General features: G+C 40.8%; 12 protein-coding genes. 3 read left to right on the top strand and 9 right to left on the bottom strand.

Annotated elements, in window-relative coordinates; genetic code table 11:
- Window positions 1–23: 23 nt before the first annotated feature.
- Entirely contained in the window at window positions 24–3911 is a 3888-nt protein-coding gene (gene purL, locus G6Q48_RS16215) for a phosphoribosylformylglycinamidine synthase (RefSeq protein WP_166267564.1), read from the bottom strand.
- Between the two features lie 270 nt (window positions 3912–4181).
- Here purL and mltF point away from each other — a divergent pair, with 270 nt between their 5' ends.
- Window positions 4182–5846: a membrane-bound lytic murein transglycosylase MltF gene (gene mltF / locus G6Q48_RS16220; RefSeq protein WP_166267566.1), complete on the top strand. Its 1665-nt coding sequence runs from the start codon at window positions 4182–4184 to the stop codon at window positions 5844–5846.
- Window positions 5847–5888: 42 nt separating this feature from the next.
- On the opposite strand, the gene tadA is transcribed toward mltF, so the two are convergent.
- Complete coding sequence (gene tadA / locus G6Q48_RS16225; RefSeq protein ID WP_166267568.1) at window positions 5889–6371, bottom strand: tRNA adenosine(34) deaminase TadA; 483 nt, start codon at window positions 6369–6371, stop codon at window positions 5889–5891.
- Between the two features lie 95 nt (window positions 6372–6466).
- The gene (gene leuE, locus G6Q48_RS16230) at window positions 6467–7114 is read right to left on the bottom strand and encodes a leucine efflux protein LeuE (protein WP_166267570.1); all 648 of its coding nucleotides are present in this window, start codon (window positions 7112–7114) and stop codon (window positions 6467–6469) included.
- 184 nt (window positions 7115–7298) lie between these two features.
- Between leuE and G6Q48_RS16235 the strand changes: the two genes are divergently transcribed.
- Complete coding sequence (locus tag G6Q48_RS16235; RefSeq protein ID WP_102137513.1) at window positions 7299–7748, top strand: XRE family transcriptional regulator; 450 nt, start codon at window positions 7299–7301, stop codon at window positions 7746–7748.
- A gap of 539 nt (window positions 7749–8287) precedes the next feature.
- Window positions 8288–8548 (top strand): YfhL family 4Fe-4S dicluster ferredoxin, encoded by a 261-nt coding sequence (locus tag G6Q48_RS16240; protein ID WP_036959019.1) that lies wholly within the window; start codon window positions 8288–8290, stop codon window positions 8546–8548.
- An 88-nt stretch (window positions 8549–8636) separates the two neighbouring features.
- On the opposite strand, the gene acpS is transcribed toward G6Q48_RS16240, so the two are convergent.
- From acpS to lepB, 6 genes are all read right to left on the bottom strand, one after another.
- Window positions 8637–9023: a holo-ACP synthase gene (acpS, locus tag G6Q48_RS16245; protein ID WP_102137512.1), complete on the bottom strand. Its 387-nt coding sequence runs from the start codon at window positions 9021–9023 to the stop codon at window positions 8637–8639.
- Entirely contained in the window at window positions 9023–9754 is a 732-nt protein-coding gene (pdxJ, locus tag G6Q48_RS16250) for a pyridoxine 5'-phosphate synthase (RefSeq protein ID WP_102137511.1), read from the bottom strand. Before pdxJ ends, acpS begins: the two co-directional genes overlap by 1 nt.
- A 287-nt stretch (window positions 9755–10041) precedes the next feature.
- A complete protein-coding gene (gene recO / locus G6Q48_RS16255; protein ID WP_102137510.1) occupies window positions 10042–10770 on the bottom strand; it encodes a DNA repair protein RecO in 729 nt (242 codons plus the stop codon).
- Between the two features lie 11 nt (window positions 10771–10781).
- Window positions 10782–11690 (bottom strand): GTPase Era, encoded by a 909-nt coding sequence (era, locus tag G6Q48_RS16260; protein WP_166267572.1) that lies wholly within the window; start codon window positions 11688–11690, stop codon window positions 10782–10784.
- Entirely contained in the window at window positions 11687–12367 is a 681-nt protein-coding gene (gene rnc, locus G6Q48_RS16265) for a ribonuclease III (protein ID WP_102137508.1), read from the bottom strand. The genes era and rnc overlap by 4 nt, the downstream gene beginning before the upstream one ends.
- A 302-nt stretch (window positions 12368–12669) precedes the next feature.
- On the bottom strand, window positions 12670–13635 hold the full coding sequence (gene lepB, locus G6Q48_RS16270) for a signal peptidase I (protein ID WP_102137507.1): 966 nt from the start codon (window positions 13633–13635) through the stop codon (window positions 12670–12672).
- Window positions 13636–13640 lie beyond the last annotated feature (5 nt).

Below are 13640 nucleotides of genomic sequence, written 5' to 3' on the forward strand. Positions count from 1 at the left end.
AGACTAATTTGCTTAAATGCTAATTAACCTAATTGCTTACGTGCGTTACGGAAAATACGCATCCATGGGCTATCTTCTCCCCAATTTTCAGGGTGCCATGAATTGCTCACGGTACGGAAAACACGCTCTGGGTGCGGCATCATGATCGTTGCTCGGCCATCTTTCGAGGTCACCGAAGTAATACCATTAACTGACCCATTCGGATTAGCTGGATATTGTTCTGTCACTTGGCCGTAGTTATTTACGAAGCGCATTGCCACCAGCCCATTATCTTCTAACTGCTGTAAATGTGCAGCTGCACGGGTTTCCACTTGCCCTTCCCCATGAGAAACCGCTATTGGCATACGAGAGCCCGCCATGTCTTGCAGCAACAACGATGGGCTTTTTGCTATTTCAACTAAGCTAAAACGCGCTTCAAAGCGTTCAGAACGGTTACGCACAAAACGCGGCCAGAACTCTGCACCTGGAATAAGCGTATGTAAATTCGACATCATCTGGCAGCCATTACATACCCCCAGTGATAAGGTGTCTGCACGGTTAAAGAACGCAGCAAATTCATCGCGGACTTTATTGTTGAACAGAATAGATTTTGCCCAACCCTCGCCTGCACCTAATACGTCCCCATAAGAGAAACCGCCGCAAGCCACTAATGTTTGGAACTGTTCCAAAGACAAGTTACCTGCAAGTAAATCACTCATATGCACATCAACTGCGTCGAAACCAGCACGGTCGAAAGCGGCAGCCATTTCCACATGGGAGTTCACGCCTTGTTCACGTAAAACGGCCACTTTAGGACGCACACCAGACAAAATAAACGGGGCTGCAATGTCTTCTTCAATGTCATAAGTCAGTTTCACATTCAAACCAGGGTCTTGGTTATCCTGTTTTAATGCGTGTTCTTCATCTGCGCACACTTCGTTATCGCGCAAACGCTGCATTTGCCAAGTCGTTTCAGCCCACCATTGACGCAGTAAGCTGCGAGACTCACGATAAACAACGGTATCTCGGCTATTGATGATCACGGCATCATCCTTTATTGCAGAACCTAGATGATGAACACAACCTGCAAGCCCTGCTTGCTCAAAGCATTCTGCCACATACGCTCTATCAGCTTCATGAATTTGAATGACCGCACCTAACTCTTCGTTAAATAACGCTGCCAGCGTGTCTTCATCAAAAGAGCTGATATCAACATTAATGCCGCAATGACCCGCAAAGGCCATTTCCACTAACGTGACGAATAAACCACCATCTGAGCGGTCATGGTAGGCTAATAGTTTTTGCTCTGATAATAACTTCTGAATGGTATTAAAGAAGCCGAGCAAGACTTCCGGGCTGCGTACATCAGGGGCTTTATTACCTAATTGACGATATACCTGTGCAAGTGCAGAACCGCCCAGTGCGTTATTGCCTTGTCCAAGGTCAATCAATAACAAGGCGTTATCATGGCCTGTTTTTAGCTCAGGTGTCACTGTTAAGCGGACATCTTCAACACGGCCAAATGCGCTGATCACCAAGGACAGTGGCGATGTCATTTCACGCTCTTCGCCATCTTGCTGCCAACGGGTTTTCATTGACATGGAGTCTTTACCAACTGGGATCGTTAACCCTAACGCAGGGCAAAGTTCTTCCCCAACCGCTTTAACCGCTTCATATAAACCTGCGTCTTCCCCCGGGTGCCCAGCTGCTGCCATCCAGTTTGCAGAAAGTTTTACACGTTTAAGATCTTGCACATAAGAACACGCTAAGTTAGTTAATGCTTCACCTACCGCCATACGCGCTGACGCAGCGAAATCCACTAAAGCCACTGGCGTTCTTTCGCCAATTGACATGGATTCCCCATAGTAGCTATCTAAGCTAGCAGTGGTTACCGCGCAGTCAGCGACAGGAATTTGCCATGGGCCAACCATCTGGTCACGAGCAACCATACCTGTAACTGTGCGGTCGCCAATGGTAATTAAGAATGTTTTTTCAGCTACAGCGGGTAAATGCAGGACACGTTTTACCGCTTCATTTAAATTAATCGCCGTTCTGTCTAATGAATCCGGCTCTGCCTTTAATGTTTTCACGTCACGCAACATTTTTGGCGTTTTGCCTAATAAAACATCCAGTGGCATGTCTATTGGTTGGTTAGCAAAGTGTTCATCATTCAGCGTTAAATGACGCTCTTCAGTGGCTTCCCCAATCACTGCGAACGGAGCACGTTCACGTTCACAAATCGCGGTGAACACAGGAAGTTGCTCGGGTGAAACGGCCATTACATAACGTTCTTGAGATTCATTACACCAAACCTCCAGTGGGCTCATTCCTGGTTCATCATTGAGAATTTTACGTAGCTCAAAGCGCCCACCACGGCCACCATCACTGACCAGTTCAGGCATTGCGTTCGACAAACCACCTGCGCCTACGTCATGGATAAATAAAATTGGGTTATCATCACCCAGTTGCCAGCAGCTATCGATGACTTCTTGGCAACGGCGTTCCATCTCTGCGTTATCACGCTGTACCGAAGCAAAATCGAGGTCTGCATCTGATTGGCCGGATGCCATGGATGAAGCAGCTCCACCACCTAACCCAATATTCATCGAAGGGCCACCCAGTACAATGAGTTTGGCACCAACCGTAATTTCACCTTTTTGTACGTGATCAGCACGGATATTGCCGATGCCACCCGCTAACATGATAGGTTTATGATAACCACGTAACTCTTCACCATTGTGGCTATTGACCTTTTCTTCATAAGTACGGAAATAACCTAATAACGCAGGACGGCCAAATTCATTATTAAATGCCGCGCCGCCTAATGGCCCTTCCATCATAATATCTAAAGCGGTCACAATGCGCTCTGGCTTACCGAAATCCTCTTCCCAAGGCTGTTCAAAGCCGGGAATGCGTAAATTAGAAACAGAAAAACCCACTAAACCGGCTTTTGGCTTAGCACCACGGCCCGTTGCGCCTTCGTCACGAATTTCACCGCCAGAGCCTGTTGCTGCGCCTGGCCAAGGGGAAATCGCTGTTGGGTGGTTATGAGTTTCGACCTTCATTAAGATATGAGCATCTTCTTGATGATAACGATATGTACGCCCTTCAGGCTCAGGGAAGAAACGCCCAACAGATGAACCTTCCATCACCGCAGCATTATCTTTATAAGCAGATAAAACATGGTCAGGTGTTTTTTCAAAGGTGTTTTTAATCATTTTAAACAGCGACTTAGGCTGTTCTTCACCATCAATAACCCAATCTGCATTAAAGATTTTGTGGCGGCAATGTTCTGAGTTTGCTTGAGCAAACATGTAAAGCTCAACATCCGTTGGGTTACGTTCTAACCCAATAAATGCATCTAGCAAGTAATCAATTTCGTCATCAGCTAACGCTAGACCCATTTCCCTATTTGCTGTTTCCAATGCAAGGCGACCGCCCGTAATCACATCTATGGATTTCATTGGTGCCGGCTGCTGCTGCACAAATAATGCGCTCGCTTGTTCAAAAGAAGAGAAAATGCTTTCCATCATGCGATCGTGTAAAGCCGCGATCACTTCATGCCACTGTTCTTGGGTCAGTTCATCACCTTGAATATAATAAGCAATCCCACGCTCAATACGCTTTACTTGGCTAAGGCCACAGTTATGGGCAATATCCGTTGCTTTTGAAGACCATGGAGAGATAGTACCCGGACGAGGGGTGACTAAAATAAGCTTACCGAATGGGTCGTGCTCTGCCAGAGAAGGACCATACTTTAACAAACTGCTTAGTTTGCCTTGCTCGCTATCACTCAACGGCGCTGATAATTCAGCAAAGTGCATATATTCAGCATAGATATCCGTGACAGGAAGCTGTTTTTCTGCAAACAGCGCCAAAAGGCGGGTAATACGAAATGCTGATAGAGCAGGTGAACCACGCAAAATTTCCATCGTCTTAATTTCTCTCTTTTAAACGCCAGCCCTGAACATGAAAGCAGGGAAACCGGAACACATTATAGAGCAATGTTCATCAATACGAAACCGTTTGCGTGATTAAAAATAAAGCGATTAGTTAAATATTATTCTGTGCTAAATACGATAATATAGGTTGCACCGTTCCTAAATGTTGAGCAAAATAGCCGACCACTGGAATTATAACCATTACTTAGCCATACTCTTTTATGGACATACAACACCAGTCAATGCACGAGAAACTATTATTTGAATAACTTAAAAGTTAACTATTTAATTGTCGTGGTCATCGCGCTACTGGCTACTATGGTCATCGGTTTTAACGTCCGTTGGCCCAATACGCAAGATTCACAAATTAATAAAATTATTTCTCAAGGTGAATTACGTATTAGTGCCGTTAGCTCACCACTTATCTATATTGATGAGCAAAAACAGCTGCGTGGGTTTGACTACGAGCTGGCTCAAGGCTTTGCTTCATACCTAGGAGTTAAGCTTAAAATAACCATCCGCCCAACATTCGAGCAAATATTCGATGACCTTGAAAATGGTGATGCTGATATCGCAGTCGCGGGCTTGCTGTATAACAAAGATCGTTTAGCCAAAACGAAAACAGGTCCAAGTTATCTTAATGTCACTCAACAGCTTGTCTATCGCAAAGGGACCAATCGACCTAAAAATTTCAATGAAATTAATGGTAAATTGTTAGTTACAGCGGGTACGGCTCATGCAAGTACACTGAAAGAACTGGCCAAAGAATACCCAAACCTAAAATGGGAAGAAACCTCAAAATACAATACCAATCAAATCCTTGAAATGGTTGCCGATGGTGAGGTTGACTACACATTAGAAGACTCTATCGCTGTTGCGCTACAGCAACGCATTCACCCTCAAATTGCCGTTGCTTTTGATCTCTTGGATGAACATGCTGTCACTTGGTACATGCGTCGTAGCAAAGAAAACAGTTTAGACGCTGCATTGCTTGATTTCTTCAATCTCAGCCATGAAACCGAATTACTCGCACGTCTTAATGAAAAATATTTTAGCCATGTAGAGTCTTTCGATTATTTCGACACAATGGCATTTATAAAAGCAATTGATAGCAAACTCCCTGAATATCAACCACTTTTTGAAAAATACGCTCAAGTCATTGACTGGAAACTGTTAGCGGCTATCGCATGGCAAGAGTCCCATTGGGATCCTTTAGCAACTTCGCCTACAGGGGTACGCGGTTTGATGATGCTAACCAAGCCAACAGCAACAACAATGGGTATTGTGGACAGGTTAGACCCAGAAGAAAGTATCAAGGGTGGGGCCGCGTATATTGCTTATATTATGGAACGTTTACCTGAAACCATCGAAGAGGATGACCGTATCTGGTTCGCCCTCTCTGCCTATAATATGGGATATGGGCATATGCAGGATGTGCGTAAATTAACTGAAATGTTAGGTGGAGACCCTAACAGGTGGTTAGACGTAAAAGCCCGTTTACCCTTATTAACGCAGAAAAAATATTACTCACAACTCACTTATGGCTATGCTCGTGGCCATGAAGCTTATCGTTACGTTGAAAACATTCGTCGTTATCATCAAAGCCTAGTTGGTTACCTACAAAGCCAAGAAAGAAAGCAACATGCGCTTGATATTGCGCAAAAATCACTTATTTATTTAATTTCTCCAGAAGATCTTACCCCAGCAGGGGCTCAAACGATTCAAAACCAGTCCCCTGTTCCTGAAAAAGTGAGTATTTCGCACTTAGAGAAAATGCGCTCTACGACGCAACCTCCTAAAACTCTTGAAGAAAAAAGACTGCCATTAGGAAAATATTTGCTTTCACTGCACCCATCGCAAAATACCGATGTGGCCGATGGTGATACCGCTGTCTCTCCACCAAAAGCACCTGAAAACCCACTATAAGTTGTGTTGAAATAAAAAATAAAAGCGCTAAATTTTATTGTGTTAGCGCTTTTGTTCTTTTTTTTGGGCTCTACGCAGTTTAAAAAAAGCACTCAGCATTGAAGAACACTCTTTTTCTAGAACACCACCAGTAACATCAACATAATGATTTAGCCCAGCTTGCCCCATGATATTTAGGTAAGAACCACAAGCTCCTGTTTTAAAGTCCTTCGCGCCATAAACTACACGGCTAATGCGGCTGTGGATCATTGCACCTGCACACATAATACAAGGCTCTAACGTGACATATAGCGTGGTATCTAATAGCCGATAATTTGATAGCGCTTGCCCTGCATGTTGCAAAGCTATGATCTCAGCATGTGCTGTCGGATTGTGATCAATAATAGAGCGGTTCCAACCCGAAGCAATTAAGTGGTTATCTTTAACTAAAACCGCACCAACAGGAATTTCTCCGAGATCTTGTGCTTTTAGCGCAAGTTCAATGGCTTGTTGCATCCAATATTCATCAATTTCTATTTGCGTCACTCTTACCTCTGGCCAATGCGTTTACACGTAATTATCCTTAAATGTTAGAGTGACCGCAATTAAAATGCTTTTGCCTCTATAATAACAGCCTAATTTTAATTACTAAAAATCGCTAATTTAGCGGCAAAACCCATAAAGAAAGCACCTACCGTACAATTTCCAAGCTTTGCAAGGAGTTGTTTTTCACGTAAAAAACGCGCTATCAAGTAACCACTAAAAATCAATAAGCTTAAGTATAAAAAACTAACTAATTCTAAGATCGTCGCGAGTACAAGGTAGGGCACCCATGCATGAGAGTAATTAAAATCAACAAATTGAATGAAGAAAGAGATATAAAATAAAATAGCTTTCGGGTTTGTTAAGCTAAGTACAAGGGCACGAGTAAAATGTTTTTCTGTTTTAATTGAGATAACGTCAATGCCGTCTTGACTCGATTTTTTACGCATAAAGGTGCTATATAAAATCTTACCGCCTAAATATAGCAGATAAGCCGCACCTAAATAGCGCACTATCATAAATAGCGTTGGAGATGCTTTTATCACTGACGCGACACCGATAAATGATAGGAAAATTAATATCGCATCCCCAGTAAATACCCCTAGAGCAGCCCGATAACCAAACCGTGTGCCGCTCGATGTACTTGTTTTTAATACATATAATGAATTAGGCCCTGGTACGATAATGATTAGTACAAGCCCTGCCAAATAAGTCCAGAAGTTAAGAACGCCAAGATTTTCGAACATATTTTTAACCCTTTATCTTTTTTATTATTTCTATCATAACTTTCAATCTTTGTGAATGTTTATTCTATTAATTAGATATATGAAATGAACTAATAATAAAGATTATTTTAAATCTAACTTATTTATTTATGATAACTAGGCAATCACATTATTATTCATTATTAACATTAGAAGGAATAAATATATGGCTATCATTAGACGATTAGTACAAGATGGTTCATTTGAAGAGTTTTACCCAACAACAATGACGTTCAGTGCTGCAAAGCGTAATTATTTTTTAGGTCACTCAAAAGATAAAACTTACGTTGTATATTCTATGGCTGAAAATGGTAAAATTGACCCAAATGCTCCAGCACAAAAAGGAAAATTAAGATCCTACCTTGGTAACATTCAAGCATTCTATGATACGGTAGAGAATAAACAATATTTATATGGATATAATTTAAGCGAAAAAATTGTCGAGTTATATGAAATCGACGATAAAGCAGGTATAAAACTACTCTATGTTGATGAATTTACTGTTGGAAGTACGATTCAATCAGCAACTCTGTTTATCGCTAATGGGCTTATTCATATATTTAGTCAAGCTGAAAAAGATAAAAGCTGGAGAACTCATAGCTATAGTATCATATAATATCAGCCTTATATTTTATGAAAATTTAAATTAGTTTCCAAGGGGCACTATGCCCCTTATTTAAAATAACTAATTTTAAATTATGTTTTTATAAAAAATAAATAAAAATATTAATCATAACAATATAAATTTATCAGCGTAAAAAACTCTATCATGAGTAATTAATTTAAAATAATAAATTTTATTTCACACATCTAAATTCAATTTTTTAGTACAAGTCTAGTTATATCCTCATCTAAGCTTACATTATTATTATATTCTAATTTACTGATTATTGTAAAATCAGAAGGTAACTATCCAGGTATCACTCAAATAACAGAAAAGACTGCCAACATCTTGATGTAACAAAAATTGAACGCAAAAAACATAAATTTATCGTTTAAATGATATAAAGCATCTACATTATGATTTGTTGTTACTTTTTTCGAACTTTAAAGGTAAAATACACGACATAAAAATATAAAAACCAAACGAAAGTAACGAATAGGTGCAAGGTATAAGTTACTAGTTTTTAACTTAATACAATGTAAATCACTGATATGTCTTTATTAATTACAAAACGCTGTATCAATTGCGATATGTGCGAACCTGAGTGCCCAAATGATGCAATTTTTATGGGCGATGAAATTTATGAAATTGACTCAACTCTATGTACTGAATGTGTAGGCCATTACGACAAACCTACTTGCCAGTCCGTATGCCCAATTACTAATACGATCATCACTGATCCGCAACATATCGAAACTGAAGAACAGCTTTGGGATAAGTTTGTCGCCATTCACCATGCGGATAAAATTTAGGCTTAACTTCACTTTGTTTTCAATTATTCGCCTAGTTACCCCTAAATGCTGCCAGTAACTCTTACTGGCAGCTCAATATGACATCGGTTTAAGAATTACTTTCTATGATAACTGTCGCAGATGCATAGTGCCGCTCATCGGTAATAGAAACATGGCAATGCGTGACTCTTAACCGATTTGCTAGTGCCAATGCTTCTCCTGTTAGGCTTAGTAATGGTTTCCCCAATTTATCATTGCTGACTTCAAATTGGTTAAATGCTAAGCCATTACGGATCCCAGTGCCTAATGCTTTAGCTGCTGCTTCTTTCACTGCAAACCGTTTGGCTAAAAAGCGAGCTGGCTTTGACTGTTGTTGATATTGAACTAACTCAGTCTCCGTTAAGATCCTTTTTGCTAAGCTATCACCCGTTCGTTCAAGAACAGACTCAATACGTGCAATTTCAACAATATCCGTTCCCAATCCAACAATTGCCATTATTTGCGTGCTTCTAATAAGATTTTTTTCATGTCAGCAACGGCTTGAGCCAACCCACTAAATAAAGCTCGACCAATAATTGCATGGCCAATATTAAGCTCATAAATTTCAGGCAACTGCGCAATGCGTTGAACGTTATGGTATGTTAAGCCGTGACCTGCATTGACTTTAATGCCTTTACTTGCTGCGTACACGACGCCATCACGAATACGACGAAATTCTAACTCTTGCTCTTGTTCTGACTTCGCATCAGCATAAGCTCCAGTGTGAATTTCAATAAATGGTGCGCCACACGCTTGAGCAGCATCAATTTGTTGATGATCCGCATCAATGAATAATGAAACAAGAATACCCGCATCAGTTAGACGTTTTACAGCATCAGCCACTTTTTGCTTTTGGCCCGCAACATCTAAACCACCTTCAGTGGTGACTTCTTCACGTTTTTCTGGCACTAAACAGCAAAAAGTCGGTTTGATACGGCATGCAATTTCAACCATTTCCTCAGTTACTGCCATTTCAAGATTCATACGCGTTTGAATAGTTTCATTCAACAAAGCGATGTCTCTATCTGTAATATGGCGACGATCCTCGCGTAAGTGCACTGTAATACCGTCAGCTCCGGCTTGCTCCGCAACAAATGCAGCTTGTACAGGGTCTGGATATTGAGTTCCTCTTGCATTTCTAACCGTTGCAATATGGTCGATATTTACGCCTAACAAAAGCTCTGCCATTTTTTATTCCCCATTAATAAACGCTAATAAACTTATCTACCCACTATCCTACTGTAATTTTCTCTGTTGAGGGAATAAATCTCTCACCATTCGAAGCAAATTCCAATCCGCACGCTCTGTTTCAGTATTTGAACTTTATTTTTGCGAAGCGCTTCGTAAGATTTTATATCGGCAAAAAATTTGCGTTGTCTGATTACGCTAATTCAGCTAAAAAGACACATGAGAAAAGGATGTATGGTAGTAATAACGGCGTGACAAATTAGATAAAAATAAAATTAAAAACAGTTTTAACTCTGTTTGTTATGTTCAACGGGTGAATAAGTAAACTGACGAAATAATTCTCGGCTTTTTAATGGCTTACCACCAAGATAGGGTTTTAATGCCAACCGGGTAAAACGTTTTGCTGCTTTAAGCGTATCTGTGTCAGGGAATTCTCGACTCGCCAATGCTTTCAGTTGTTTCCCCGTAAAACTAAGTTGGTCAACAACTAGACTGCCAATAAACCCCTTTTCTTCTCTATACCGGTAAGTCATTGTGTCAGAAACAGGTTCCCCGCTACCAGCACAATGTAAAAAATCAACACCATAACCAAGGTAAGAAAGCAAAGCTAGTTCAAATCGACGCAATGCAAACTCGGGAGTGTGCTCACTTGCAGCCAGAATTTGTAAGCAGGAGAGGTAATCAAAAAATAGTGCGGAATATGGTGTACCAAACTCTAATACACGCGCGGTTAATTCATTAAGGTATAAACCGCTATATAGAACGGTACCTGTTAAAGGGAGGGCTAAAGATACGGGATCAGCATTAATTAAGGTTTTGATTTCACCTTTGCCACCCCAACGGATAAGCAAAGGTGTAAAGGGCTGTAAACAGCCCCTCAATGGTGAGCGATTACGGCGAGCGCCTTTTGCAAGTAAACGTATTTTTCCTTCACCTTCAGTAAAAAAATCGAGCAGTAAACTCGTTTCACTGTAAGGCCTTGAATGGAGTACAAACGCACGCTGCCAACCACTCACTTTGCCACCTACTATTTTAGGTCGTCAACATAACCTAGGCTGCGTAATGCTCTTTCGTCATCAGCCCAACCAGATTTAACTTTAACCCAAAGCTCAAGGTGAACCTTGTTATCAAACATTCTTTCCATATCGATACGCGCTTCGGTACCAATAGTTTTCAGTTTGCTACCTTTGTTACCAATAACCATTTTCTTTTGGCCTTCACGCTCAACAAGAATTAAGCCATTGATATGGTAAATACCCGCATCTGTTACTTTAAATTGTTCAATTTCAACTGTAACTGAGTATGGCAGTTCGTCACCTAAGAAACGCATGAGCTTTTCTCGGATAATTTCTGATGCCATAAAACGCTGCGAACGGTCAGTAATATAGTCTTCTGGAAAATGGTGCACTGCTTCAGGGATATGCTGTTTTACAATCTTAGCAATGGTATCAACACCTACACCTTTTTCTGCACTGATAGGAACAACATCCAAGAAATTCATTTTCTGGCTGATCATACCAATATGAGGAAGTAAAACCGTTTTATCAGTGACGTTGTCAATCTTATTAATCGCTAAGATCACAGGGCAGCGTAAGCTAGATAGCTTGGTCAGTACCATCTCATCATCAGCGGTCCAATTAGTCCCTTCAACAACAAAAATAACTAACTCAACATCGCCGATTGAACTGGATGCAGCGCGGTTCATTAAACGGTTAATTGCACGTTTTTCTTCAATATGAAGTCCTGGGGTATCAACATAAATAATTTGGTAATTATCTTCTGTATGGATCCCCATAATACGATGGCGAGTCGTCTGTGGCTTTCTCGATGTAATCGAAACTTTTTGCCCCAGTAATTGATTCAATAATGTCGATTTACCGACATTTGGCCGTCCAACTATGGCGACGAAGCCACAGTGGGATTGTAATTCACTCATTCAAGCTCCAAAATTTTCAATGCTTGTTCTGCTGCTGCTTGCTCCGCTTTACGACGGCTTGAGCCAACGCCATTAATCGGTTGGTCAATACCACTGACTTGACAGTGGATCGTAAATTCTTGATCGTGAGCTTCACCCTTAACCTGAACAACCAAATAATTAGGTAGTGGTAAATGGCGCCCTTGCAGATATTCTTGTAACCTTGTTTTCGGGTCTTTTTGTTTATCACCCGGACTGATCTCAACCAGTCTACTTTGATACCAATCTAAAATAATTCTTTCGATCGTTTGGATATCACTATCTAAAAAAATACCACCGATCAGTGCTTCAACAGTATCAGCAAGGATAGATTCGCGACGAAAACCACCGCTTTTTAATTCCCCCGGCCCTAAACGTAAACATTCACCGAGTTCAAATTCACGTGCGATTTCTGCTAATGTATTTCCGCGTACAAGCGTTGCTCGCATGCGACTCATATCCCCCTCGTCTACCTTTGGAAAACGATGGTATAAGTCATTTGCAATCACAAAACTTAAAATCGAGTCACCTAAAAATTCTAGACGCTCATTATGTTTGCTGCTTGCACTTCTATGTGTCAATGCTTGGATTAATAATTCGTTCTGTTTGAATTGATAACCAAGCTTACGCTGTAATCTTTCTAATAAAGAGGGGTTCATGTGCGCCCAACCATTTTTATTTGATAAAAAAGCACACGCAACAGACCTGTAAAATGTCCCATTTTACAAAACTGTTGCGTTTGCACTGACACCTTATTTTCCCACATTTTTTGCAGCTCAGTGGAACTAATTATAAAAAACCATTAGTTACAATAAGTTAAAATAGGTGAGTTAATAATTGAGGAGCCAATAATATTAATTAATTTATATTGTACACTGGGTAAAACAATAATGCTTCGGATAATGCGGATTTTCAAACGAAAACCCGCATTTTCAATATTTAGCTAAACCGACTAATCAAATTATAGTGGACCAATTCGACTAAAGCGTACACCCGTCGGCCATTCGTTTTCTTGCTTATCTAAACTTAACCAAATAAATACCGCACGACCAACTAAATTTTCTTCCGGTACAAAGCCCCACATGCGGCTGTCAGAGCTATTATCTCTGTTATCACCCATCATAAAGTAGTGCTTTTCAGGAACAATCCATTCATTCTTCGGCATGCCTGGTTGCAAATATTTTGCTTCAGTAATCGCTTGGCGAATAATAAGAATTTGATGCTCTACAGTATCTAATTTTTCGCTGCGCTCATACTGACGTAGTGCATTTCTTGGCAATGCTTGATCTAACGGAACTTCATAATTCCCTTTTTGGTTATCAACAACAGAACCGATATCAAGGAACATTGTCCACTCACTCGGGGCTAGAGGGCCATAAACAATTGGCAGTTTCTCTGTGCACTTGTTGTCAGCACAATTAGGGTAAATTGTTAGCTCTTTAGCATCCGGGTTATAAACAATTTTATCTCCCGGTAGACCAATAACACGCTTCACGAAATCCACGTTAGTATCTTTCGGATATTTAAATACCGCGATATCACCACGCTTTGGCTTACCCGTTTCGACTAGTGTCGTTTGGGTAATTGGATCTTTTAGCCCATAAGCAAATTTCTCAACCAACATAAAGTCACCAACTAGCAATGTTGGCATCATTGACCCTGAAGGTATTTGAAATGGCTCATAAATAAATGAGCGCACAATCAATACAATCGCTAACACAGGGAAAATAGACGACCCTGTTTCAAGCCAAGATGGACGGCGGACAGCATTTGCCACATCCGCTTCACTCACTGCGCCATTCGCTGCATCCTGTAACTGCTTGAGTTTTGCTTTACGCGCAGGTGCAAATTTAAACTTGTCTAAACACCATATAATCCCTGTGATTAATGTTGCCAGTGTTAGGATCAAGGCAAAGGTGTTCGCCATTGAGG

The organism is Providencia sp. M-27 (genome assembly GCF_011077905.1).
Lineage (GTDB): Bacteria > Pseudomonadota > Gammaproteobacteria > Enterobacterales > Enterobacteriaceae > Providencia > Providencia huaxiensis.